This window comes from Ruminococcus sp. HUN007, from assembly GCF_000712055.1.
GTDB lineage: Bacteria > Bacillota > Clostridia > Oscillospirales > Ruminococcaceae > HUN007.
The window spans coordinates 135,580-161,928 of the sequence record NZ_JOOA01000002.1; the positions used below are offsets into that span (position 1 = coordinate 135,580).

The window sequence follows — 26,349 nt, forward strand, 5'->3', positions numbered from 1 at the left end:
ATGTCTGTAAAGTTAAGAAACAGCTGATTTATTCATAAATCAGCGTGGGGCACGAGGCGAAGCCCCGCAGACTTTTTTGCCGGATTTATGGGTATTATTGATATAAAGGGGGAATTGTATGTCTGTATTTGATTATTTTTCTGACCACTGGGGAATGCTGGTCCTTATTCTGGGAATGACTATAGCTCTGACTTCTGAAATACATCTTGAAAAAAGAATGGTAAACCGGATAGCTGCTACCAATGTTATGCTTCTGTTATACTCAGTGGCCTGTTACATTGAAACTTATCTCGGAAATCAGGAGAATTTCAGTATTTTCAGGCCTGTACTGAGTGCCGTATGCTATTCGCTTATTGCATTTATTCTTGTTAATATAGTTATGATAGTTTATCCGAAACAGAAAGCCTATCTTCTGTTTCCTGCGATCCTCAACGCAGTGCTGTGTTTCATTTCGATACCGACCGGTATAGTTTTTCACCATAGATGAACATAATCATTTTCACAGAGGAACTCTTGGATATCTGACCTATTTCATCAATGCACTTTATCTTACTTATCTCCTCATAAACGTATTTAAAAGCGGCAGAAAACAAAAAGAAGATTACAGAATACTGTTCTACATGGCTCTCACTTCGCTGTTCTGCCTCGTTGCACCTCTGTTCGTTGAAACAGCTGATATGCACTGGTTCAACGTGACAATAGCAGTTAATATTATGCTTTACTACGTTTATCTGCTTCAGCAGTTCACAAAGCGCGATCCGCTGACAAAACTTTTAAACCGTCAGACCTATTATTCCGATGCGGAAAAATATATCAACGATGTAACAGCCGTTATAACAATGGATATGAACGGCTTAAAGGAAATAAACGACAGCGAAGGTCATGTGGCCGGAGACACTGCACTCAAGGCACTGGCGGACTGTTTCTGGAAGGCAGCCCATAAAAAAGGACAGCGCGTCTACAGAATAGGCGGCGACGAATACGTAATTCTCTGCATAGGCTCCGGTGAAGATGACGTTAAGTCACTCATCGAACGTATCAGAGCTGAAGTCTCTGAAACTCCTTACACCTGTTCCATCGGCTACGCTATGAAATCAAAGGGAAGCACGATAGACACCCTTTACTACCAGGCCGATGAAATGCTGTATGAGGAAAAGAAGGAGTTTTACGTGAAAACCGGTAAGACAAGGCAGAGGAAAAAATAAATAAGATAAGAGCGGGGAGCATCCCCGCTTTTTTTATGTACAGCAAATTTTCTCAGGAAAAACACTGATTTATTCATTAATCAACACGGGGCTCCGGGGCGAAGCCCGCTGATCTACCCTTCGTAAATCCGGATTTCTGATTTAATCATTTTTTTAGAGATAAAATAATTTTTTTAAAATTCACCGAACTTTTAGGGCAGCGAATGAGTAATATATAATGAAGGACTTCAAAACAAGGAAAGGAGCAGCATTTGAAAAGCAAAACTGATATCAGCGAACATATTGAAAAATGCGGAGAACGACTGTCACGTCTCTGCATCAACCTCTGCAGAGATCATCACGATGCTGCTGACCTTTTTCAGGACACCTGTCTCAGAGCGCTTAAGTATTATAAAACCTATGATGCCTCGCAGGAATTTGAAAAATGGATATTCGGGATCTGTGTGAACACCTATAAATCCACGCTAAGACGACTGTATAATTCAAGACCGCTGCTGTTCGGATCAAACGATGAGCATGATGAATTCTTTGAAATGATACCGGACGATGATGATACAGCGACTCATGAAGAATATAAAGAACTTCTTAAAGCTGTAAAACGACTGCCTGAAAAATACCGCGTGGTAGTTGTTTTAAGATATTTCAATGACTATTCCGAAAAAGAAACAGCTGAAATTCTCGGTATACCGACAGGGACAGTAAAATCACGTCTTAACGCGGCGAAAGTACTTTTAAGGAAGGAGATGGAACATGAAGAGTAAGTATAACAACGAACGTCTGGATAAAATGCTTGGAAATCTTTTAGGCTCGGAAGTGCCTGAAAATCTGCAGTTTCATAACGAAATGTCCGGCGAAATAATTGTAGCCGTAAAGAATAAAGAACATAACACCAGAGGAAAGATCATCACTGTATGCGCTTCGCTGGCTGCAGTATTTTGTATCGCACTGCCGGTTTACGGTCAGCTCAACAGTAACAAATCTTTTGATGACACTGAAACAAGCGTTTCTGAGGTCGTTTATGATGAAGAGCTTCAGAAAAGCATTGATGAATTCAATGAAGACCGCGCTGACTTCGGTTTCATCAGCATCCCCCTCGACAGCAGCGAAAATTACAGAAAGTTTGTAAAAGCTCCTGAAGTGGAATACTATAATACTCCTGAGGCCGGAATTCTTCTTTCCCTTGGCCTTATCCCGTATGAGATCACCGAGACAGAAGGAAAAGAGTTGTTTGTAAAAGTAATTTCCGCAGGCGGTAAAACCGTATTTACCGAAGACGCCTATGTTGCAGGATATGATAAAGAGGGAAATATCAATTACCTTCTCCACACTAACGAACGTATCACCGAAGAGGAAGCTTTAAATCTAACGGAAACAGATCAGTTTAAGGGTGACGCAAATTCCCGCGCCGGTTTCCAGAAAATTGTTTCCAAATTCCAGAACAAAGATGCTCCGGTAAAAATCGACGGCATTACAGTAAGAGAAGCGCTTGACGCTGATACTGATTTTGAAGTTAAAACAGGAGAACTTCACGCATTTGTCAGAAGAAACGGTGAACTTATCCCTGTGAATTTCTTTGAACTGGATTATACCGTCAGCAAAAAGCTTCGTGTGCCGGAAGATATTCCTGATTTCATTAAGGTTTCATCAGAGGGTGGGGAGACATCCTATTTCGGAATACTGTCGTATGACTGTACTAAATCCAATTCAGTCAGAACATCACTTTCGGTGAAGGATAACCTCTGGCCGGTATAAAGAATGCATTGTGTATATGAACGAAAGGAAAGAATAAATGAAAATAAAGAGAATACTAAGTTTTATACTTGCGCTGTCGCTTGCAGTTACAGCTGCATCGTGCGGTAAAGAAGTCAGAGAGCCGCTTAATTCCGGTAATTCGACAGCAGAAAAAGAGATCAAAAATACTACGTGGAAAAAGAAACCGAGCGGGTATGATACTATAACACTTTTCTATGATGAAGTACAGGTATGCGATGAAGACCTTACCGGAGCACATCCTGCTGCTGCTTCTGCTGAAAAAATATACTATATCAAACCTGTAACTGAAGAAGATGTATATACTTCAGGAACCAGCGGCTATATCGTAAATATGACTGATTCTTCTGTTATCGCTGACGATCATGATAAAATTGATGCGCAGGACATAATTTACCGTGATGACAAGAGAATAGTGTATTCCGGTATTGGAGATGAATGGAATAAAATTATTTCATATGATTTACAGAGCAGTAACAGAAAAACCGCGGACGCAGAAAATGTCTGGTATGCCAAAGCAGATTCATCCGGAAACTTATACTTAATAGACCGTGATAATATACTTAAATGTTTCGATTCATCTCTCAACCTTGTAAAACAGATCGATTTATCAGATCAGATGTCAAAAGAGCTCTTCCTGAAAGATATCTGTATTTCTGACGACGGAAAAATCTATCTGGTAATGGATGTAAAATATGAGTATTACACTGTTTTTGCTATAGACGAAAATGACAAACTGACAAAACTCACCGGTGAAAATCCTCTTGGAGATATAGTAACCGGCTTTTTCACTGACAAAGACGGGAACGTTGTCCTGACCAGTCAGCAATCTGTTGATGTCATCGATCCGAAGACCGGTGATCTTGTGCACATGTATGATCTGTACGGCGTTAATGAATTCATAGGACCATCCCTCGACTATGATATGGTATTTGTATGTTCGGACGGTATCTACGGCTATCACTACGAAGATGACAGTAAGGAACTCATAGTGTCTGACGACACGCTTCCAAAGCTCGGTTCTAATTACAGATCTGCGTATCTGAGCGGAAACAGTCTTTACGTAGCTCTTGCAGATGCGGGAACTGCATCTTTGTATGAGATCGACAGAAAAACGGGTGAAACAGTTATAACAGACTGCGAAGGAAACGGAGCATCATGCATTTCACCTGACGGTACTTTCTATTATATTTCTGCTGAACACATGCTGAAAGGATCTGAAGACGGATATACATACGAATCTGTCAGCAATTCAGTATACCGCCATGAAAAAGACGGTAATGACACTCTGCTTTTCAGGCTGCCTGAACTTCATTTTGAAGCATACACCGGCAGGATGGTAATGAATTCATCCGGCGAACTGATGATAGTTTATCCGGACGAAGAAGACAATGCGTGTATTATGGTCTATGATACTTCCGGAAATCTGAAAAAAAACAATTATTCCTGAAGTTTATGATGAACACTACGGACTTACGCTGGTGCAGAACAGTGACAATACTGTATACACTGTTATTCAGACGTACAGCGATAATAGCGAACAGGTTCAGGTTTTTAAATATGATAATGAACATAATGATATCGGAGAAAAGATTACATCATTTACCTGGAATGACAGCTGGTGTACCTTTATGGACGGATACGGAGATCATGATATTGTCATTTGTGACGAAACAGAAATTCATGGCTGGAATGAAAATACAGGAAAAACAGAGCTAATCGCATCTTTTTCGGATTTTTCAACCAGCTTCTATCACGTAGGTGAATCACTGCCGATAAGCGATACTGAAATCCTCGGCATAGACGGCATCAAACTTGTAAAGGCGGATGAGGAACGTCTTGCTGTTCTTAATTCAAGAGAGGTCATCACTCTGGCAGTTCCTCATAGCTATACAATAAAATCGCTTGCTGCTGATTTTAATAAGAAAAGTGACACTTGCTATATTCTCCTGAAAGACTATTCGAAGTATTATTATGATTCAGAGGATGCTGAAAGTGAAAAGAACTATAATGAGATAATCGATAATGCTCTTTCAAAAGATATCATCAATAATGACATTCCTGATATTATACTGATGGATCAGCTTGATCTCTCATCGTATATCATGAAAGGTCTGTTTACAGATATGCGACAGATCGCTGATACAGATCCTCAGTTTGATCTGAATGGTATTTCAGAATATATCATCGATGCATTCACTTATAAAGACTGCCTGTATACTATTCCTGCAGGGATCACTCAGTCGGTACTTTTTTCAGATGAAAAACTTGAAAAACTGGATTATAATGAATTTATGTCCCTTGATTCAGGTGACAAAGATCTGTTTCCGTATTATCATCTCGATTATGATAATATTTCAGGCAGTGTTCTCCTGCCGTATTATACTGAACACGTTGATCTTGAAAATAAAAAATGTGATTTTGATAACGATGAGTTTATTTCGCTTATAAAATTTTTAAAGGAAGAGGGAATCACTAAAGAAGAAGCGGAGGAAATAAACGAATCTGATAATTCCCAGAACAGAGAGGATAAACTGGTAGGAGCGGAAATCTCATGTCTGAATGATTTTTTTCAATGTTACAGAAAGATATAGTGACAGACCATCTGTTGAATATGTTTCAGGCTGGCCGTCAGATAAAGGCGGTACAAGACTAATTTCTCCTGTTCTTTCTTTCGGAATAACCAGCAGTTCGGAGCATAAGGAAAATGCATGGGAATTCATTAAATATGTCATAAACAACATGAATACCAATTACAGCTATGGTCAGTATACATATTCATCCTCAAACGATGCAATATCTATTTCATGCATTTCATCAGATTCTTCTGTAATGAAAAGTCAGATTGATGAAGAAATAAAAAAACTCTTATAATGACACTTACATAAATTTTACATCTGATGATGAGAATGCATACCGCAGTATATATACACTGCCGGCAGTAACAGATGTCATGTACAGAAAAGTTTCCGAGATCGTAAATGATGAACTTCTTACATATTTCTACTCAGACGATTTAGCAGCAGAAGAAACTGCCAGAACAATTCAGAATAAAGTTACGCTGTATCTGAACGAGATCTCATGATTTCCTAAACTCTAAAAAACAAGCGAGGGCTTAAGTGAAAGTCATCGCTTGATTTTTTTTATAATTCTGATCTTTTTAACTTATCAAACAAATCAGAATATTCTACGCTTTATCTTTTTTGCTGATTTGTACCGATGAAACGATTGATATCATCATCTCTTCGCCGTCAGCCTTACCAGTATCTCCACGATCTTCTCCATTGAATCGGCGCAGCAGTATTCGAATCTGCCGTGGTAGTTGTGGCCGCCGGTACAGATGTTCGGGCACGGGAGGCCGCGGAAGGAGAGGGCGGAGCCGTCTGTGCCGCCGCGGATCGGCTGGATTTTCGGTTCGATGCCGAGTTCCTTCATTACCTCGCAGGCGTTGTCGATGAGGAACATAAAATCAGGCTCTATCTTTTCGCGCATGTTGTAGTAGGTATCTTTTATGTTCACTTTGACCGTTCCGGCGCCGTAGCGGAGATCAAGCTGGTCGCCGATGCCGTACATGATGGCTTTGCGGTTTTCGAAGATCATTCTGTCGTGATCACGTATGAGATAAACGAGTTTCGCACTTTCCGTGCTTCCTTCAATACCCATAAGATGATAGAATCCCTCGCGCCCCTCGGTAAATTCCGGTCTCTGTTCAGCCGGCAGCATGGAATCAAATTCAGTGGCAATACGAGCGGCATTGATCATCTTGTTTTTAGCTTCGCCGGTATGAACATTTACGCCGGTTATTTCTATTACTGCTGATGCAGCATTGAATGTTTCATATTCCAGTTCACCGATGCCACCTCCGTCAACCGTATAGGCGTAATCAGCGCCGAAGCGTTCCATGTCAAAATTAACTGTACCGGCACCGATCTCTTCATCAGGAGTAAAAGCAACAGCGACAGGTCCGTGCGGGATCTCCGGATGGGAGAGGAGAGTGTCTGCCATTGTCATTATTTCAGCGACACCGGCTTTGTCATCTGCACCAAGAAGTGTTGTTCCGTCGGTAACGATGATCCTCTGACCTTTATATGCTTTAATTTCAGGATATTTTGCGGTTTCCAGTACAATGTTCAGTTCTTTGTTAAGGACAATATCCTCGCCGTCATAGTTTTCAATAATACGCGGCTTAACATCTTTTCCGGAAGCTTCCGGAGATGTATCCATATGTGCGATAAAACCGAGAGTTTTTCTGTTTTCATATCCTTCCGAAGCCGGTATTTTCGCATATACATAGCAGTGTTCCTCATCGTAGAAAACATCTGAAGCTCCCATATCAGTCAGTTCCTTATAAAGCAGTGACGCAAGATCGCGCTGACCTGCCGTACTCGGTGCAATTTCACTCGTTTCCGATGATGTTGTTTCTATTTTTACATATCTTAAAAAGCGTTCGATAACTTCACTCATTTAAAAGCCTTCTTTCTGATCCGATATATTCAAACAATTTACCATTTAATTGTATCATATTTGTATTCTGATGTAAAGATTATTTAAGTCTCATTACTCAGCATGCTGCGTGTAAGATATCTTTTTAAAATATTGACTTTTCCGTTGCGGAATGCTATAATACTAACAGGCAATATCTTGTCAGTTAGATGACGTTTTACAGCTTAATTATTAATATATTATCTGTTATATTTACCGAGGTGATATGTATGGATCTGGACGGAAAATTTGAAAGTGAGATTTTCAATGAAATAACTGAACGTGTAAGGCAATACCGCATATCCTGTGAGATGACTCAGTCCGAACTCGCTGACAAAGCTTTTGTTGCTCCGGGAACGGTGGCAAGGTTTGAACGCGGAAAAGATATCAGTCTGCTTAATTTTATTAAGATAATGAAGGCGCTCGGACTTGAAAGCAATATGGAACTGCTGATACCCGATCATACTAAGCGCCCGTCATACTACGTTTCTGAACGTAAGGAAAAACAGCGCGTCAGAAAGAACAGAAATGATGAGAAAAAAGAAAACACATGGAAATGGGGCGATGAAGAATGATAAATTCAGTTGAAGTCTTTTTATGGGGAAAAAGAATAGGTATTCTGTATCAGAACGAAAATGCCTTGTGTGCTGACTTCGAATATGACAGAGATTTTCAGAAGAGCGGAATCGAACTTTCACCGTTTAAAATGCCGCTTGGCGGAAGAGTATACAGTTTTCCGGAACTTGGCCGTTCCGATGCATTTCACGGTCTTCCTGGACTTGTGGCCGACTCGCTGCCGGACAAATTCGGTAACGCAGTAATAAACAGCTGGCTTGCACGAACAGGCCGCTCACCGGAAAAGTTCACAGCATTGGACAGACTTTGCTACACGGGCAAAAGAGGCATGGGTGCTCTGGAGTATCAGCCGGCTTCAGATCTTGTACGCACGGGTACTGACCTTATCGATCTTACCGAAATGACAAAGCTTGCATCAGACGTTCTTGCAAACCGCACGAATCAGTCACTTACAAGCGACGACGTCAGCAAAATGCAGCTTCTTGAAATAGGTTCATCTGCCGGCGGCGCAAGAGCCAAGGCGATCATTGCCTGGAACGAAAAGACGGGTGAAATACGCTCGGGACAGATAAACGCCGGTGACGGTTTTGAATACTGGCTCATCAAGTTTGACGGAGTAAAAAACAACGGCGATCACGAACTTGCCGACCCGAACCAGTACACACTTATCGAATACGCCTACTATCTGATGGCGAAAGATCTCGGAATAGAAATGAGCGAATGCCGCGTTATAAAAAAAGACGGTCTTAATCATTTCATGACGAAAAGATTTGACCGGTTAAACGGGGAAAAGATCCACATGCAGACACTTGCGGCACTGTGCCATTTTGACTACAACTACCCGAACATATGCAGCTACGAGGAATACGCACTGCGCGCAAGACAGCTCGGGATAACAAAGAAGGAAACCGAACAGATATTTAAGCGCATGGTATATAACGTGATCGGTATAAACTGTGATGACCATGTAAAGAACTTTTCATTCATGATGAACAAGGCAGGGAAATGGAGTATAACTCCGGCCTATGACATTACATATTCCTACAACCCGCAGAACCGCTGGATCTCACAGCACCAGATGTCTGTAAACGGAAAGTCGTTTGACATTACCGATGAAGACATGCTCGAAACAGGAAAGAAAATGGGACTTTCCTCAGTCTTCTGCCGTGAAACAATAGAAAAAACCAGAAGTGTGACAGCGAACTGGATGCACTATGCTGAGCTTTCCGGGTTAAGTGACGAAAGATCGAACGAAGTAAATGAGCTTATAAACAAAATATGAAACAGTGGTGCCTGTGGCACGATAATATGATATGATCCTTTAGTACAGGAATTTAATCAGTAATCTGGATCAGATAAGGAACCGAGGTAAATTCATTGAAGAAAATAATGTTTTTTGATATAGACGGAACACTTATACCTGAAGTACATGGTGCTGCCGTGCCGGAAAGTACGCTGAAGGCGCTTGAACTTGCCAGAAAAGCCGGGAATCTGCTTTACATCAATACAGGAAGACCGTACGTGAACGTTGATGACGATGTACGCAGTCTCGGATTTGACGGCTACGTTTACGGATGCGGTACCATGGTCGAGTGCGAAGGGGAGGAGATCTGGTACAACCGGCTTGAAAAGGATCTCTGCATGAAAACTGCGGAACTTATCCGTTCCTGCAATGCGGTTCCGATGTATGAACGAAAGGACTGCGTTCTTTTTGATTTTACTGTAAGAAAATCACCGGTTATCGACAAAATAAGAGAAAACTTTGCTCTGGAAGGTAAAAACGTTGACCACTGTACTGAAGACGAGGACTTTTCTTTTGATAAATTCATAGTGGCATTTGATGAACACACTGACCTTAAAAGACTTATGAAGGAACTGGAAAAGGATTATTTCTGGATAGACCGCGGCCCTGTGTTTGCTGAAATAGTTCCGAAACCATGCTCAAAGGCGACAGGAATAGAAATGGTGCTTAAGCACTACGGAATGGATAAATCACAGGCTTACGCAATAGGCGACAGTCTTAACGACCTTCCTATGTTCAGTGCAGCAGGAACATCTATATCAATGGGCAACGGAGAAAAGCTCAAACAATATGCTGATTATGTAACTGATGACATTATGGAAAACGGAATATACAACGCAATGGAGAAATACGGATTTTTCTAAAGAAATGCTGATTTATGAATAAATCAGCGTGGGGCTCCGGGGCGAAGCCCCGCAAATCCCACCTCCGGAAATCCGGCGAAGCCGGATTTCCGATATAATCAGTATTTCCCTAAGATAAATGGATTTCTGTTATAGCCAGAATTTATATTCTTGTAAAACCTTTCAGATTGGTGTATAATATTATAGTGACGTCATAATTTCAGATATGACTCAGAATAACCGAAAAAAGGAGAAAATACCATGATAAAAATACAGACTGAAAAGGCTCCGGCTGCTATCGGACCTTATTCACAGGCGATCGTTTCAAACGGAATGGTTTACTTATCCGGACAGATAGCTATAAACCCAGAAACAGGAAATGTAGAAGCATCAGATATCAAAGGTCAGACAGAACAGATAATCAGAAACATTTCAGCAATTCTTGATGTCTCAGGTTCATCTTTCGAAAAGGTAGTAAAAACAACATGCTTCCTCGCTGACATGAATGACTTTGCCGCTTTCAATGAAGTTTACGGAAAGTACTTCGTTTCACTTCCTGCAAGAAGCTGCGTAGCTGCAAAGGCTCTTCCGAAGAACGTTCTTGCAGAGATCGAAGTGATTGCAGAATCATCATACAAATAATAAACGAATATCCGGAACATGCAGTATGCCGGCGTATACTGCTCGTTATACATAACACAAAACATCGTATCAGTATTGTATTATTAAGAAAGGCGGATCATTATGCCATTTATAAATGTTAAAACAAACACACCTGTTTCAAAGGACAAGGAAACTGCTTTAAAATCTGCGCTCGGTAAAGCTATATCAATTATTCCTGGCAAGTCTGAAAGCTGGCTCATGGTTGAAATAGAACCTGAAAGAAAGCTCTACTTCAAGGGAACTGACGCTCCTGCTGCTATGGTATCAGTAAGCGTATTCGGTTCAGCTGATTCAGCTTCATTCAGCAAGCTTACAGACAGCATCTGCACCATCCTTAACAGCGAACTTGGTATCGATACAGCAAGAACATACGTTAAGTACGAAGCAACAAGAGACTGGGGCTGGAACGGATCTAATTTTTAATGAAGAAAAAAGTAAAGCTTGATATATACTGCGGGGATATCCTCGAAAAAATGAAAGATATTCCGGACGAATCCGTCGATCTTATAGTAACCGATCCTCCGTATAATCTCAGCAAGAACTACGGCAACACGCACGACACGCTGGAATTTGCCGAGTACCTGAATTTCACCGAGGAGTGGATGAAAGAAGCCGACAGAGTTCTTAAGCCGGAGGGGACTATCTACATTTTCATGGGTATGAGGTATATTTCCTACGTCTACAATTATCTTGACAGCCAGCTGAAGTACCACTTCAACTCATGGATCGTATGGTACTACACCCAGGGAATAGGTAAGACCATCGGATTCAGTCCGCGTCATGACGACATACTTATGTTTACCAAAAGCAAGAAGTTCACCTTCAACCTTGATGCAGTAAGAATACCTCAGAAATATTACCGCTCGGTAAACAACATGCGCGGTGCAAATCCGGGCAACGTATGGGAATTCTCACACATGCACTACTGCAGCAGAAACCGTCTGTCCCATCCGACACAAAAGCCGGAAGGACTGTACGAGAGGATCATTCTTGCAAGCACCAACGAAGGAGATACCGTACTCGATCCGTTTGTAGGATCAGGCACTGCACTTCGTGTATGCCAGCAGACAGGGCGAAACTGCATTGGGATCGACATCAACCCGGAATACGTGAAAATGTGTAAGGAAAGACTTGCAAAACCATTCACCGGCTTCGATTCTATCGATGACAGAATGACAAGAGTGCCTAATGATCTCAACGACCCGGAACTTCGTGCTGAATACATCAGAAACCACGTAAAATGGTTCCTTGTCAATCACGAAGATGCCATTCCTGAATTTATAAAGGAAGTAAAGGCAAAGTACGGTGAAAAGCTGAAAAAAGACGGTCAGATGGATCTTCTTGACGAACTGACAAAAGGAGTAAAGAAACCCCGATGATACTCCGCATGCCTGACTACTGCTCTGATTTCCGCTGTACCGCAGAAAGATGTACTGACAACTGCTGTATAGGCTGGGAGATCGACATTGATGACAGCACACTTGATTATTACCGCTCCGTATCCGGAGAATTCGGCAGAAGACTGAAAGACAATATAAGCACCGTAGAAACCGCATCATTCAAGCTCCTTAATAATGACCGCTGTCCGTTTCTGAATAACAGAAACCTCTGTGATATTTACACTGAACTCGGCGAAGAACATCTGTGCCAGATCTGTACGGATCATCCACGTTACTTTGAATGGTTCAAAGGCGTAAAGGAAGGCGGAACCGGTCTTGGATGCGAGGAAAGCGCCCGTATCATAATCACTCAGGATAAGAAATTTTTGTTTACGGAAACAGTTATTCCTGACGATGACTGCGAAGACTATTCTGACGTGCTTTATGACTTTCTTTATAAGGCAAGAGAGAATATCATAAATCATCTTCAGGACCGAAACCTTTCTGTTGATGAACGTATTGCTGATGTTCTTTCCTATGCGGAAGAACTGCAGTACCGTTTGGATAACGGTGAGTATGGAACCTTTAAAATAGCAAAGGACATGGAAAGGGAACTGCCGGACGAGGAAAAGCTTCTGTCCTTCTTTTCAGAACTCGAACCTCTTGATCCGAAACGTCCTGAGTACTTAAAACACTGCTTTTCACTTGCGGACGATGTAAAAAAGAACAGGAATGCCTTCCGGAATGCAGTTCCGGATATGGAACGTTATCTTGAAAACATTGCTGTATATTTTATCTGGCGGTATTTTATGAAAGGCGTTTTCAATGAGGAATTTTATTCATACGTTTTCCTTATGGCAGCAAGCGTCACGGTAATACGTTATCTTTACGAATGCTTTTACCTTGAAAACGGAACACTGACTGTAAAAAGACGTTATCAGAATAGCCAAGGAGTACTCAAAGGAAACAGAGTATTCAGATGACAATATAAACGCAGTCCTTGATCTCGCATATAATATTTAAAAAAACAGACCACGTAAACTTATGAAAACAGGTAAGTTTACGTGGTTTTTGTTTTTATCCTCCGGTATTACCGGACACAAAAATCCCCTGTCCTGAATAAACGGGACAGGGGATAATTATTATCAGTGAACAGACAGATGAAATACATCGTCAGTCAGTATTATACTGAATATAAGATCAGAGCTTTCTGTCGTCTGTAACTCTCTTTGTCTTCTTTTCAGATCTTGGAAGTGTACCGATCGGAACAACGATTACCTTGTTAGGTGTCATACCGATAAGAGCCTTGAACTTCTCCATGATTTCTCCTGAAACCTGATTGAAGTCATACTTACCGTCACATTCAACTGTAAGAAGCATAACATCCTTGTTTGTACCTTCTTCACGTGCGATTCTGATAGCATATTCACTTGATGTACCTTCAACCTTTGCAAGGAGCTCTTCAACCTGCTTAGGGAACATGTTTACGCCGCGAACCTTGAACATGTCATCGCTTCTGCCCTTGATAGTATCGATTCTCGGATAGCATCTTCCGCACTTGCACTTACCAGGAATTATTCTTGAAAGGTCATGAGTTCTGAATCTGAGGAGAGGAGCACCTTCCTTAACGAGAGTTGTGATAACGATCTCGCCGTCTTCGCCGTCTTCAACCGGCTTGCCTGTGATAGGATCGATAACTTCAATGTAAATAAAGTCATCCCAGTAATGGATACCGTCGTCTTCTTCACATGTGATACCGATACCAGGTCCGTAGATCTCTGTAAGGCCGTAGATATCATAGATCTCGTCAACGAGTTCCTTACGGATTCGTTCTCTTGTTGTCTCGCTCCATCTTTCTGAACCGAAAACGCCCTTCTTAAGCTTGATCTTGTCCTTAAGACCTCTCTTCTGGATCTCTTCAGCAAGAAGGATACCATATGAAGAAGTAGCAGTGATAACTGTAGTTTCGAGATCCTGCATCATCTGAAGCTGCTTTTCTGTGTTGCCAGGGCCGAGCGGTACTGCCATTGCGCCAAGCTTTTCGCATCCTGCCTGGAAACCGATACCTGCTGTCCAGAGGCCGTAGCCAGGTGTGATCTGGATTCTGTCCTTTTTGGTTACGCCTGCTGTTTCATAGCATCTTGCAAACATGATAGCCCAGTCATCAACGTCCTTAGCTGTGTAAGGAATGATAACAGGCTTGCCTGTCGTACCTGATGATGAGTGGATTCTTACGATCTCAGACTCATCACATGCCATGATTCCAAGAGGATAAGCATTTCTGAGGTCGTCCTTACCTGAGAAAGGAAGCTTTTCAAAGTCCTCCTGACATGTAACACCAGTGATGCCAGCCTTCTTGTAAACTTCGCCGTAGTAGCTTCCGGAAGCAATAAGTCTTTTCACCTGCTTGTCGATAAGCTCGATCTGCTTTTCGGTTAATTTCATTATTCTTTCTCCTGTCTTGTTTTGATTTTCCCGTAATTAATCCCGTAATAAGCATTTTATTTATGTGTTTGCCAAACTTTCGCCTTTTTCAAGTGCACGAAGATTGAGGTCAACAAAACGTTCCTTGACACGTTCCCTGATCTCAGCAACAACGTGATCCTTTTTAAGGCCAGCCTTGCCTGTGCCGAGAGCAACGCCAAGAATTGCAACGTTGAAAACTTTTGATGAACCAAGTTCACTGCATATCTTTTCAGCGTCAACAACGATCACTGAACACTTCTTTTTAAGATATTCTATCATTTCGCTGCCGTCGTAGCCAGTGCTCTTAAGAGACTCAGTAACAGGTTTAACAGGAACTGAATTTACGATAACAACGCCGTCTTTCTTAAGATATTTAAGATTTCTAACAGCTTCAGAAGGCTCAAATGCAAGAATAAGATCTGCTGATCCGAGCGGAATAAGGGGAGCGCTTGCCTTTTCGCCGATGCGAACATGGCTTGTAACAGAACCGCCGCGCTGTGCCATACCAATAGTTTCAGCTGAATGAACGATATTTCCGTCACGCATTGCTGCTGATGCGATAAGCTTTGAAGCGAGTACAGTACCCTGACCGCCTACACCGCAGAGAAGGATATCCTTATTCAATTGTAACACCTCCTATCGCATTTACAGGGCAGATCTGACCGCAGAGTCCGCAGCCCGTACAGAGTGACTTGTCAATTGCAACCTTACCGTCTTCGATAACGATAGCAGGACAGCCTATCTCTCTTATACACTTTTTGCACTGAATGCACTTGTCAGAGATCACCGCTCTCTTTGTCGCTCTGAAAAGTGCGATACAAGGTGACCTGAAGATGATCGCCTTTACACCAGGAGTATCAGCACATTCCTTAACAGCTGCAACTGATGCTTCAAGATCAAGAGGATCAACTGTTATGATCTTCTTAAGACCGATACCTTCAAGGATTTTTATAATATCAACCTTTTCAATTATGTCACCCATCATGTTCTTTCCTGTACCAGGATGAGGCTGATGACCTGTCATAGCAGTTGTTGAGTTGTCAAGAACGCAGAGGATCATATCTGCTTCATTGTATACAGCGTTTACAACACCGGTCATACCTGAAGCAAAGAATGTCGAGTCACCGACAAATGAGAATGCCACGCCGTCCTTTTCAAGGTGATTGAAGCCCTGAGCCATTGTAATGCCGGCACCCATACATAGACAGGTATCGCACATGTCAAGAGGCATAGCGTTGCCGAGTGTGTAGCAGCCGATATCGCCGCAGTAGAATGTCTTTCTGCCAGCCATAGCCTTCTTTACAGCGTAGAAAGATGCACGGTGAGGGCAGCCTGCGCAGAGCACCGGAGGTCTTACAGGAAGTTCCGGAAGATCTGAAATATCAAGCTTTTCAGGAAGAGTCTCACCAAGAAACTGTGAGATGATTTCAGCAGCGTAGTCGGATGAGTTTTCACCTGCAAGGGCGCCGTGTCCTGTAGCCTTGCCGAGGATCTTTACAGGAAGATGATGCTTTCCTGCAGTCTTAAGAAGCTGGTTCTCAATATAAGGGCTGAGTTCCTCAAAGCAGAGAACTTCGTCACATTTTTCGAGAACAGAAAGCGCAAACTTTTCAGGGAACGGATGAGGTGTTGCGATCTTTACAAGAGTAACGTCCTCACGGTCACCGAGGTATTCCTTAGCATATGAGTAGCTTACACCGGAAGCAAAAACTGCTTTTCTGCCTGAGCCCTGAACTGTATTGTGTGAATATTCCGAGAAATCATCACCCATAATGACGTTTCTCTTCTCAATCGCAATATGATTGTTATATGAAAGGCGAGGGAAGATGACCCATTTCTTTGAGTCCTTGATAAATCCTTCGTATTCCTTTGCCTTAAAGTTTTCATCGAATTCGATTGACGCATACGCGTGACAGACTCTTGTAGTCGGTCTGAAAAGAACAGGTGTATTATACTTTTCAGAGTAGTCAAAAGCATCCTGGATCATCTGGAAAGCTTCTTCAGGTGAAGTCGGATCAAAAACAGGAATGCGGGCAAAATCCCCGAACATTCTTGTATCTTGTTCAGTCTGAGATGATATCGGACCCGGATCGTCTGCGGAAACAATGACCATACCGCCCTTAACGCCGACGTAGGCAAGTGACATGAGAGGATCGGAAGCAACATTGAGTCCGACCTGCTTCATTGTTACCATTGTACGTGCGCCCGTATACGCTGCACCAGCAGCAACTTCAAGAGCAGCCTTTTCATTAACTGACCACTCAAGATATACATCTTTCCCCTTGTATTTCTGAATTGTCTCAATAATCTCTGATGAAGGTGTTCCCGGATATCCGGAGACAAGATTTACTCCGGCAGCAAGTGCACCGAGTGCTATGGCGCTGTTGCCCATAACATATTCTTTTTTCATGACAAAATCCTTTCACGATAAAATTAGGACCGTACTGAACAGTAAGAAACTGCACAGTACATAATATGAGAAAACCATATGATCCCATTTATATAAAAACACAAAACAATCCGCATTACAGCAGGTTATATTAAGAGTGTTTTATCAGCAGAATTCAAGAATGGATATCTCACCGGAAGAAGCAGCTTGATCGGCAGAGTTTTCTCCGGCAATGACATACTCCACAGCACTGTGTGATATCATTCTTATGTAAATATATGAATCATCTGACGGCGATTTGATTCTTATAATATGTTTCTGTGCCATTGAAGCAGACATCTTATTATCAGCAGCTTCAGGCAGACACGTATAGTACAGTTCGATCCTCGGAACATCCGCCTCGGTAAATCTGACCCATTCGCCGTTTTTAAGAGCTGTCTTCGGAAGATCACATATGAAAATATCGTCCTCACAGTGACCAAGGTAGTAACCAAATGAGTTTTCCTCCCTGGTTTCATTGGATGACACAACTTTGATACGTGAACCAAGTCTTCCTTTTATAAGTCCGTAGGCAACGCCGGTCTTTCCTGTAGGACCGGACAGTTCTCCCGGAACGGCACTGATACCGTTTCTGCGCTGGATTTCAGCAGCTTCAGGAGTTCCTAGCGACGGGTAAATTCTGAACAGTTCTGTGACATATTTCTTTTCCGTCGAATTTGAATAGAGTTGAATATATTTTTCAAACAGCTTTTTGAGAAGAGGACATTTTCCTGAGTTTCCGGCGAGAAATATCTCCATACCACCGTACTCAGCAATTTTATCGATGCTGAAACAGTTTTTCAGAAAAATGAAAAACTGACGGACACCCTGCTCAATACGGTCTTCAAGAAGCTGGGAAAGATCAATGTATATACCAACGGCGTCATTGCAGATATCAAGCATAAAATCTTCAAGCAGATCACCGTCATTGTCGAAAAGGTCAACTTTTATATAACCCTTGTCAAGCTGTTTGAGAGAAGTAATGCTTGCTTCATCCAGGTTCGTTGAATCAGAATACGGATCAACTCCGCTCCCGAGAGTTTCCCAGAACGGACGAAGTTTTTCCATAAGCTGCTTCATATTACGCTTTGCTTTCTGTGAATTTGAAATAAGCGTTTCAGAACCAAGAAATCGCTCACATCCGTTCGGAAGAGAGAATTCAATACCCTTGAAATCATATTTTCCGTTCCGGCGGAGGAGTCTTGAATAATTTGCCTTGAAAATCTCGAAGGCAAGCAGTTCAAGAAGATTTTCACCGCCGAGGTAGCGGTCACCGCCTGAAGAAATATGGGTAATAACATAGTCATATTTCTTCTTTTCAGAAACATCGGAACGTCTGTAGGAACCGAAGCTGAAATCAGTAGTACCGCCTCCGAAGTCAAAAACACCGTAAAGGAATTCTTCACTGTCAGAAGGCTTCAGTCCGAATTCACTGAATGCTGTAATGGCATAGGCCACAGGCTCACTGACACCGGTCTGCACACTAAAAATATCCATACAGTTCCTGTCAGAAAGAACAGTCACCGGAAGAGATTTTCTTATGCCCCTGCGGAAACTGTCAAGTATCTTTTCCTTAAGCTCTTTCTCGTAGGTAATAGGGAAGGAGAGCAGATAGTCAAGATAGATACCGTTGCGGATATTGTTTATATACAGCCCGAGATAGTAAGCATAGATCTCAAGCGGATCGAATCTGTTATCATTATCTGAAGTATATGAACTCAGCTGATATTCGTTGCCGCACTGGTCTTTGATAGTAACGATATGATTTTTGTCAGAATCTGCACACCACTGCTTAAGATCATAAAAATAGGAATAGAAATTATCTGAAACAGTGCTGGAAGTCATGTTCCTGTACGCAGTATGGGAAACAGTAACATCATTCCATTCAGTATCCGGCCGTCCTTCGGCTTTTTCATAGCTTTTCATGAAGGACTCCATATCCTTGATTTCAATTACAGTCGGGTTTTCATATTGTTCAGGGCGTATCTGCGAACTCATATCTCCGACACCTATTCGCATCGGCATGATAGTATCCGTTCCGTCCTGAAAAACAACGATCGTGCTCCTTGTTCCGAAATCAATGCCCACAATACCGTCTTCTTTTACGTCGGCCAAAGGATTCCTTCCGACAAAGGTATGATCTGTTGCTATTTTAATTTTGTTTCTTCCTCTGGATTCTGATTCCCAGAGTTCCCACATTCCCTGATTAGGGTCAGTAAGACGTTTTTTATCGTATTCTTCTATTTCAGCACGGACTTTGTCCGCACAGAGAACAGAAGTCTCAAATTCTTCCCTGAATCCGTCATCGAGAATGACAATACTGTTCTGAGCATCACTTTTAAGACTTTCAGAAAGACTGGTAAGCTCGAATTTTATTCCGAATATCTCATTGATCCTGTCTTCAAAAACATCACTCTTAAACTTTTCAGTAAAAGAAAATCCGCCTTTTTTTACTTCGATATACTCTGACTCAAACAGCTTGTTCAGCATTCTGAGCAGAGCCTTGCCTGATTCAGCAAGTTCTTCAGGTACAAGATCGTAGTAAACAAGATTTTCTATAAGAGTCCTGTGCTTCAGTTCAAATACAGGAATTTTCACACCATAGCCCCAGCTGCAGTTCTTGCAGTGGTTATAGAGGCTTTTATAGCAGCATGAACGATTTCCCTGAGTATTTATACACTCAAAGGTATTGTCACTCTTTGTACGGTATCTGACAACACAGTGGTTGTCACCGCCGTTTGAAAAACCATACGCTGTCTGCAAAGAACGGGTTCGATGAACGTCCTGCGAAGAACATGTCATATGCCTCATCTTCAGCAATGATACGTCCTTCAAATCCGTCGAATACGTTTCTGAATGAGCTTTCATTAACGATCGAACACCGGAATGTATTTATATCAGGAATAAGAATGCGATGTTTGTGAATATAATAAACATCTCTGTCTTCAAGCTTCATCCATGCTGATGAAACTGAAGTGAGTTCCTTTGAAAGAACTGATGCATATTCATTAAGCTTTTTTTCAGCTTCCGCGATCTGTTTTCTGCAGTGCGACCGCGCAAGATCCTCAAAAAAGTTTTCATTGACCCAGATCTCATTAGTACTTTTGGTATTCAAGAGATCCACCTCCGTCCGCTATATCATAAAGGAAACGCTGCTCTGTAATCATCAGAACATATATTATAATTCTACTATATTAATTAGTTTATGTCAAGTACTGGAAAGAAAAAAAGAAAGGTCTCTCTGAAATTTTACAGAGAGGCCTAAAATCAATGCTTAATTTTATCCAAGTTCTATCATTTTGTCAATACAGCGTTTTGCAGACTTTATCATATCATCAGAAAGGCTTATTTCTGTTCCGCCGGTTCCGTTTACGGCATTAAGTACATCCATAAGTGTTGTGATCTTCATATTGTGACACATAAGGTCAATAGACAGTGGATAGAATTTCTTGTCCGGACATTTATACTGAAGGTGTTCAGCAATACTTACTTCCGTTCCGATTATGAATTCCTTATGATCTGACTTTTCTGCAAAGTTCATGATACCGGATGTAGAGCCAACATAATCAGCCTTTTCAGTTACCTTCGGCACACATTCAGGATGAACAAGAAGAAGAGCCTCAGGATGAAGTGCCTTTGCCTTTAAAGCTTCAGCTTCTGTGATTTTTGCATGCGTAGGACATCCGCCCTGAAGAAGCTTTATATTCTTGTCAGGAAGCTGCTTTGCCACATAAGAACCAAGATTGCAGTCTGGAATAAAGAGAATATTTTTGTTCTCAAGCTTGCTTACTATATTTACAGCAGAAGAAGATGTAACACAGACGTCACAGATAGTTTTGAGTTCCGCAGTTGTGTTGATATAAGCAACTACAGTGTAATCCGGAAACTGTTCCTTGACTGAGCTGATAAGCTCCTTATCCATCTGCTCAGCCATAGGACAGCCTGCATAAGGGTTGGCAAGAATAACTTTCTTTTCAGGTGAAAGTATCTTTACTGTTTCAGCCATGAATTTTACACCACACATAATTACTGTGTCAGCGTCAGTCTTTTCAGCCATTACGCTTAACTGGAACGAGTCACCTGTGTAGTCAGCAACTTCAAGTATCTCAGCAGCCTGATAGCTGTGAGCGAGAATGCAAATATTCTTTTCTTTCTTAAGTCTGATTATCTCATCCTGGATATCTCTTATCATTATTATTACCTCATTATAATTATTCGGCGAAAACAAGTGCCTTAAAGGCATCGCCGCGTTCCTCAAAGTTTTTGAAATCATTGTAGCTTGCAGCAGCAGGGGACATAACGCATGATTTTCCCTTTGCAGTAAGTTCCTTCGCAAGCTTTACAGCACCTTCAAGTTTTTCAGTAAGATGAAGCTTTGAAAGGAATGTTTCATCGGAGTATTTTGCTCTTATTTCGTCGTTTATTCTCTTTCCTGTATCGGACATGAGAATAATGTTTGATACACTGCATGATGAAAGAAAATCAGTGAGTTCAGTATAGTCAATACCGCGGTCCATACCGCCGATTATCAGTGTATCCACATCCTTAAGGCTCTTTACTGCCTGAATTGCAGCAGCGCATATTGTGGAAATGGAATCGTCGTAATACTTTACTTCATTTACCGTACCGATATATTCGAGTCTGTGCGGGAGAGGGGAGTAGGTACATACACTCTTCATAATGTTTTCAATGCTGAGTCCGTACATACGGCACACCGCATATGCAACAGCAACATTATAGCAGTTATGTGTTCCTGCAAGCTTCATTTCACCGACAGGAATGTTTACAGTCTCACCGTTATAGGAAATAATATTTGACGGAACAAAGATGTCAGCCATTCTGTTCTTCTGGGAAACGGTGATTATTTCAGCAGGGCAGTCAGCCTTTTTAGGCTTGATGTCAGCGTTACAGAAAAGCCTGTCGCCGGCTTTCTGATGCCTGTAAATATTCTGCTTTGCCTCAGCATATTTTTCAAATGAACCGTAGTGGTCAAGATGCTCCTCAAAAAGATTAAGGAAAACGGCAATTGAAGGAGAGAATCTGATATTTTCAAGCTGATGGCATGAAAGTTCAAAAACTACCTTTGTATCATCCTTTATATTATCGATAACGTCAAAACACGGAATGCCGATATTTCCGGTAAGAACAGCATCCACACCGTTTTCAGAGAGTATGTGATGTATAAGAGTAGTAGTAGTGCTCTTTCCCTTGGTTCCTGTAATACCAATAACGTTTGAAGCATATCTTTCAAGGAATATCTCAGTCTGTGACGTTATTTTACATGTATATGAATCAAAGTCATTCTTAAGAACAACTCCGGGACTTTTGAAGACAATGTCGTAGTCATTAAGGCTTTCCTGATACTGATCACCTGAAATGATCTTTACGTCATCAGGAAGTTCATCCTTTATCTGATTCTGGTCAGCGATCGTAACAGATGCATAACCGCCGGTTTCGCAGAGTCTTCTGTAAGTGGACTTTCCCTCACGGCCGAAGCCAAGAATAAGAACATTTTTTCCTTCAGTGTACTGCTTTAATAAGTTTAACATTTTTAAATCCCCCTGTGCTTAAAAGCATTTATTCCTAACGATCGCTGCGAATTCTTCAGGCAGACCGTTTTCATTATTATAATAAGTATAAAGCGGATTTTCCTTAGCGGAAAACTCCTTAAAAAGATCAGTTGTTTTATAGAACTCAAAAAGATAAGGAAGTTTCTTCTTCTCGCTTTCCATATTGCTTATAGCCTTAACGATAGAAAAGTTTATCTCTTCACGGCTTCCGACGCACTCAAAAGGCTTTTCATCTGCCATACCGATAAGTCCTTTGAACATATCAAGCATATCCTCACGGTCTGTCATATCGTTTCCAAGGATATCACAGAGTTCCTCATGAGCGATAAACGGAGAAAGAATGAGGAAAACAAAAAGACACTTTGAGCAGTTACCGCACCATGAATCCGTTTTGCTTCCGGCATTGCAGCTTCTGAAAAGTTTATGGAACTTTTTAAGGCCGGCAAAATGCTTTGCGATCTGGAATTCACTGAGCGGTCTTAAAAGACTGAAGTAGTAAACACCGGATCCGATGTATTTCTTTTCATAATCAACAAAATCCTTTTCAAACTGATAACTCTTGGAATACTGATGATTAACGTCAGAATCCTTCACCGTGCTCTCATTTGCACTCGCTTCGTTTGAAAGAACAACATACTTTCTTCCGTTAATGAAGGCAGCGATAACTGCTGAAAATGCAACTATTGCTGAAAACGGAGTATGCCCGTTCAGAAAGCCTTCGGAATTGAGCCTTATCATGTTCTGGTCAAGAGTTCTGCGTGACAGAATTATATCTTCATCGGAAAAACCGGCAGTATAGGCTTCCTTATAAATAGATTCCCTGCGGTTGATAAGATAGCAGGAACTGTTTCTTCGCATTTCACTTAAAAGATCAAGAGTAACAATGGAATCCTTGCCGCCGCCGACTGGTATAAGGCAGCCGCTCAGTGAACGGTCTTCTGAAGATCCTTTGACTTCACTTCCGGAAGATGTGATAGTCATAAACGACTCAAAATCAGCAGCTATACCGTTTCTGTAGAAAAACTCGCCGAGGCCGTTGAAATACTGGCGTTTCCACCATACTTTCTGTTCCTCGTCCAGAGATCCGCAGAGAACGGTAACGGAAGGGGAGCAGGTGATTTTCCAGTAGCTTACGAGCTCGACCATTCCAAGTGAGAAAACAAGCTTTCTCAGAACAGCGCTGTCTGTAATGTTTTTACCTGCAGGCTTTTTGATTTTCCACTCAGGTGAAAACTCCGAAAGACCCTTAATTTCGAAATTATACTTTATATATATTTCATCAGTGTTTTCGTCCAGTCCAAAGCTTTTGTAAATGAATTCAGGATATTCCGAACGAAACTGTTCATATTTTGACATCAGTTGCACCTCTGTTATAGTTTTTATGATCACCGCGTGAGAAAGACATTTCATACCCCGCAACCCTTATGCGGTTTTTCAGGCAGTTCAGGCATTCAGCAGCTTCTTCACCGGTACATATTTTATTTTCATAAAGGCTGTATTTTTTTCTTACACCGACAGGTGAAAGATTTGGCATTACGACATTTGCTCCGGCTTTAAGAGCACGTTCACGTCCGTCACCGGACAGAGTTCCCATAGCAGTAGTAGCAGGGAGCAGGACTTCCGGAAACATAAGTCTCAGAACCGAAAGAAGTCTCAGCGTAACAGAAACACTGCCGTCCGGCCGGTCAGCAAACGGAGTCTGACTGTGATGAATAAATGGTCCGATACCGATCATTTCAGGTTTCAGTTCTTCAAGAAAACGTATATCGGAAACCAGTTCTCTTACTGTCTGAAAAGGAGAACCGACCATAAATCCCGCTCCGGTCTGAAAGCCCAGTTTTTTCAGATCAAACAGGCATTGTTTTCTGTGTGACAGATCCATTGAAGCCGGATGGAGCATCCGGTAATGTGCTTCGTCTGCAGTTTCGTGCCTTAAAAGATAACGGTCAGCACCAGCCTTTCGGTATGCAGCAAAGCTTTCATATGATTTTTCTCCAAGTGAAAGAGTAACAGCACATTCCGGGAATTCTGATTTGATCCTGCTTACCAGTGAACAGATGATATCGTCGGAAAAAGCATCATCTTCACCGCCCTGAAGAACAAAGGTTCTGAAACCCAGTTCATAGCCGTTTCTGCAGCAGGAAAAGATCTCAGCGGATGTAAGCCTGTATCTTTCGGCATCTTTGTTACCGGCTCTGATACCACAGTAATAGCAGTTGTTTTTACAATAACTGCTTATTTCTACAAGCCCTCTTATAAAGACTTCCTTTCCGTACACCTTCTGCCTGACAGCATCAGCTTTTTCAAAAAGCAGGCTGTCATTATATTCACCTGAAATGATATACGCAAGTTCATCGTCACTTACAGGACTGCCTTTAAAAAGTTTATTAATTATTTCTGTCATAAAAACCTGACCTTATGTTATTATGGAAAACACTGACCTGATAATAGATCAGCACTATCTCATACTACTCAATTATAGCATAAAATGATCAGTTAATCAATCTATTATCGTTTATAAAATCGTCGTGCAAAATATAACATAAAGTTATTTTTATCATTTGACCTGACAGATCTATATGTACACTATGCACAATTTGCTGTTGTTTCAGTTGTTAAAATAGTACCACTGAATGAAATTCCGAAATTTGCTTGAAATCTCCCTTAATTTTTGATAAAATACTATGTAATGGGAAATTAACAATAGGAGGATTTTATATTTGGCAGGAGACACAGAAACAAAGAATGTTTTCCTTTTCCAGGGTATCGGATGCAATCTGGACAGACTTATTAAAGCATTAAGTGAAGAAGAATCAGAAATGCTGAATACAATCTGCGCTGAAGCTTCAGAATATGCAAAAACAGATTTGCTGAAATATCTTAATTACAGAAAAGAAGACACTGAAACAACCGATGTTTTTTCAGAATGGCTTGTGGCAAGCTTAACGGACGTTGCAGTTTTCAGGACTTACCAGAAAAAAGGAATCACACCTGACTACATTGTCGGATATAGTCTTGGTCTTAACAATGCCATGCACTGTGCCGGATCAATATCGCTTGAAGCATGTGTTAATATACTGAAGAGCGGAATTGAATGCCGTGAAGAAGCAAGCAGAAACGGACAGTCAAAATATGAAATGGCTGCAGTTATCGGCCTTGAGGAAGATGTTATAACAGACCTGATCAGGCGTTACTCTTCTGATGAAAAGGTGAAGATAGCAAGCATTAACACAGAATTTATGATGGTTTTGTCAGGGGAGAAGGAAGAGATTCAGATAATACTTGACAAGGCGATGGAAGAAGGGGCGCTTAAAGCATTTCTGCTTGGTGTAGGGATTCCTTTCCATACCAGCATGATGAAAGATTATTCATCATGCTATTTTAATGCAATAAACAATGTTCGATATGGCGACGCTGTATACCCGATAGTGTCTATTTATTCACAGAAAAAGCTGATCACAGCTGAAGAAATGCACATCGAAATGTCAAGAAATGTTCTTGAAGAAATGAAATGGAAAGGCACTATTGAATATCTTGAAAGTATTGGAGTCAGGGATTTCTATGATATGAGTGCTACAGAAGCCAACAGAAAGGCAAGCACTTTAGGAAATAAAGGATCCAGATTCATTACTATAAAAACTTTAAAAAAAAACGGAGGATTTTAA

26 protein-coding genes are annotated in these 26,349 nt (G+C 41.4%); 16 read left to right on the top strand and 10 right to left on the bottom strand.

Going from position 1 to position 26,349, the window contains the following annotated elements; genetic code table 11:
• Positions 1–118: 118 nt before the first annotated feature.
• From CC97_RS04650 to CC97_RS21280, 8 genes are all read left to right on the top strand, one after another.
• Entirely contained in the window at positions 119–487 is a 369-nt protein-coding gene (locus CC97_RS04650; protein WP_044974039.1) for a hypothetical protein, read from the top strand.
• Positions 488–620: 133 nt separating this feature from the next.
• Positions 621–1,205, top strand: coding sequence for a GGDEF domain-containing protein (locus CC97_RS04655; protein ID WP_049962687.1), 585 nt, complete (start codon positions 621–623; stop codon positions 1,203–1,205).
• Positions 1,206–1,456: 251 nt separating this feature from the next.
• Positions 1,457–1,966, top strand: coding sequence for an RNA polymerase sigma factor (locus CC97_RS04660; protein WP_049962688.1), 510 nt, complete (start codon positions 1,457–1,459; stop codon positions 1,964–1,966).
• On the top strand, positions 1,956–2,957 hold the full coding sequence (locus CC97_RS04665) for a hypothetical protein (RefSeq protein ID WP_044974040.1): 1,002 nt from the start codon (positions 1,956–1,958) through the stop codon (positions 2,955–2,957). The genes CC97_RS04660 and CC97_RS04665 overlap by 11 nt, the downstream gene beginning before the upstream one ends.
• Positions 2,958–2,994: 37 nt before the next feature.
• Positions 2,995–4,425 (top strand): hypothetical protein, encoded by a 1,431-nt coding sequence (locus tag CC97_RS04670; RefSeq protein WP_044974041.1) that lies wholly within the window; start codon positions 2,995–2,997, stop codon positions 4,423–4,425.
• A gap of 31 nt (positions 4,426–4,456) precedes the next feature.
• Positions 4,457–5,569, top strand: a complete 1,113-nt coding sequence (locus tag CC97_RS04675; protein ID WP_044974042.1) for a hypothetical protein — start codon at positions 4,457–4,459, stop codon at positions 5,567–5,569.
• Positions 5,538–5,849 carry a hypothetical protein gene (locus tag CC97_RS04680; protein WP_044974043.1) on the top strand — a complete coding sequence of 104 codons (312 nt, stop codon included), beginning with the start codon at positions 5,538–5,540 and terminating at the stop codon, positions 5,847–5,849. The genes CC97_RS04675 and CC97_RS04680 overlap by 32 nt, the downstream gene beginning before the upstream one ends.
• A 79-nt stretch (positions 5,850–5,928) precedes the next feature.
• Entirely contained in the window at positions 5,929–6,060 is a 132-nt protein-coding gene (locus CC97_RS21280; RefSeq protein ID WP_278245312.1) for a hypothetical protein, read from the top strand.
• 152 nt (positions 6,061–6,212) lie between these two features.
• On the opposite strand, the gene pepT is transcribed toward CC97_RS21280, so the two are convergent.
• Positions 6,213–7,439, bottom strand: a complete 1,227-nt coding sequence (gene pepT, locus CC97_RS04685) for a peptidase T (RefSeq protein WP_044974044.1) — start codon at positions 7,437–7,439, stop codon at positions 6,213–6,215.
• A 248-nt stretch (positions 7,440–7,687) separates the two neighbouring features.
• Here pepT and CC97_RS04690 point away from each other — a divergent pair, with 248 nt between their 5' ends.
• From CC97_RS04690 to fliB, 7 genes are all read left to right on the top strand, one after another.
• Entirely contained in the window at positions 7,688–8,032 is a 345-nt protein-coding gene (locus CC97_RS04690) for a helix-turn-helix transcriptional regulator (protein ID WP_044974045.1), read from the top strand.
• Positions 8,029–9,315, top strand: coding sequence for a type II toxin-antitoxin system HipA family toxin (locus CC97_RS04695; RefSeq protein ID WP_044974046.1), 1,287 nt, complete (start codon positions 8,029–8,031; stop codon positions 9,313–9,315). Before CC97_RS04690 ends, CC97_RS04695 begins: the two co-directional genes overlap by 4 nt.
• Before the next feature lie 95 nt (positions 9,316–9,410).
• A complete protein-coding gene (locus tag CC97_RS04700; RefSeq protein WP_049962689.1) occupies positions 9,411–10,199 on the top strand; it encodes a Cof-type HAD-IIB family hydrolase in 789 nt (262 codons plus the stop codon).
• 240 nt (positions 10,200–10,439) lie between these two features.
• Positions 10,440–10,820, top strand: coding sequence for a RidA family protein (locus CC97_RS04705; RefSeq protein ID WP_044974047.1), 381 nt, complete (start codon positions 10,440–10,442; stop codon positions 10,818–10,820).
• Positions 10,821–10,922: 102 nt separating this feature from the next.
• Positions 10,923–11,264, top strand: coding sequence for a phenylpyruvate tautomerase MIF-related protein (locus tag CC97_RS04710; protein ID WP_044974048.1), 342 nt, complete (start codon positions 10,923–10,925; stop codon positions 11,262–11,264).
• The gene (locus CC97_RS04715; RefSeq protein ID WP_044974049.1) at positions 11,264–12,220 is read left to right on the top strand and encodes a site-specific DNA-methyltransferase; all 957 of its coding nucleotides are present in this window, start codon (positions 11,264–11,266) and stop codon (positions 12,218–12,220) included. The genes CC97_RS04710 and CC97_RS04715 overlap by 1 nt, the downstream gene beginning before the upstream one ends.
• Positions 12,217–13,203 (top strand): flagellin lysine-N-methylase, encoded by a 987-nt coding sequence (fliB, locus tag CC97_RS04720; RefSeq protein ID WP_044974050.1) that lies wholly within the window; start codon positions 12,217–12,219, stop codon positions 13,201–13,203. The genes CC97_RS04715 and fliB overlap by 4 nt, the downstream gene beginning before the upstream one ends.
• Positions 13,204–13,420: 217 nt before the next feature.
• Here the strand turns inward: fliB and CC97_RS04725 are convergent, their stop codons facing one another.
• From CC97_RS04725 to hydE, 9 genes are all read right to left on the bottom strand, one after another.
• On the bottom strand, positions 13,421–14,665 hold the full coding sequence (locus tag CC97_RS04725) for a phenylacetate--CoA ligase (RefSeq protein WP_044974051.1): 1,245 nt from the start codon (positions 14,663–14,665) through the stop codon (positions 13,421–13,423).
• A 60-nt stretch (positions 14,666–14,725) separates the two neighbouring features.
• On the bottom strand, positions 14,726–15,310 hold the full coding sequence (locus CC97_RS04730) for an indolepyruvate oxidoreductase subunit beta (RefSeq protein WP_044974052.1): 585 nt from the start codon (positions 15,308–15,310) through the stop codon (positions 14,726–14,728).
• Positions 15,303–17,096, bottom strand: coding sequence for an indolepyruvate ferredoxin oxidoreductase subunit alpha (gene iorA, locus CC97_RS04735; RefSeq protein ID WP_044974053.1), 1,794 nt, complete (start codon positions 17,094–17,096; stop codon positions 15,303–15,305). Before iorA ends, CC97_RS04730 begins: the two co-directional genes overlap by 8 nt.
• A gap of 144 nt (positions 17,097–17,240) precedes the next feature.
• Complete coding sequence (locus CC97_RS04740; protein ID WP_197021823.1) at positions 17,241–19,916, bottom strand: hypothetical protein; 2,676 nt, start codon at positions 19,914–19,916, stop codon at positions 17,241–17,243.
• Positions 19,843–20,229, bottom strand: a complete 387-nt coding sequence (locus tag CC97_RS04745) for a hypothetical protein (protein ID WP_044974054.1) — start codon at positions 20,227–20,229, stop codon at positions 19,843–19,845. Before CC97_RS04745 ends, CC97_RS04740 begins: the two co-directional genes overlap by 74 nt.
• A 165-nt stretch (positions 20,230–20,394) precedes the next feature.
• The gene (nadA, locus tag CC97_RS04750) at positions 20,395–21,306 is read right to left on the bottom strand and encodes a quinolinate synthase NadA (protein ID WP_197021824.1); all 912 of its coding nucleotides are present in this window, start codon (positions 21,304–21,306) and stop codon (positions 20,395–20,397) included.
• A gap of 19 nt (positions 21,307–21,325) precedes the next feature.
• Positions 21,326–22,663, bottom strand: coding sequence for a UDP-N-acetylmuramoyl-L-alanine--D-glutamate ligase (murD, locus tag CC97_RS04755; RefSeq protein ID WP_044974055.1), 1,338 nt, complete (start codon positions 22,661–22,663; stop codon positions 21,326–21,328).
• 18 nt (positions 22,664–22,681) lie between these two features.
• On the bottom strand, positions 22,682–24,040 hold the full coding sequence (locus CC97_RS04760; RefSeq protein ID WP_044974056.1) for a hypothetical protein: 1,359 nt from the start codon (positions 24,038–24,040) through the stop codon (positions 22,682–22,684).
• Positions 24,027–25,088 (bottom strand): [FeFe] hydrogenase H-cluster radical SAM maturase HydE, encoded by a 1,062-nt coding sequence (gene hydE, locus CC97_RS04765; RefSeq protein WP_044974057.1) that lies wholly within the window; start codon positions 25,086–25,088, stop codon positions 24,027–24,029. Before hydE ends, CC97_RS04760 begins: the two co-directional genes overlap by 14 nt.
• A gap of 316 nt (positions 25,089–25,404) precedes the next feature.
• On the opposite strand from hydE, the gene CC97_RS04770 reads away from it, so the two are divergent.
• Positions 25,405–26,349, top strand: a complete 945-nt coding sequence (locus tag CC97_RS04770) for an ACP S-malonyltransferase (RefSeq protein ID WP_044974058.1) — start codon at positions 25,405–25,407, stop codon at positions 26,347–26,349.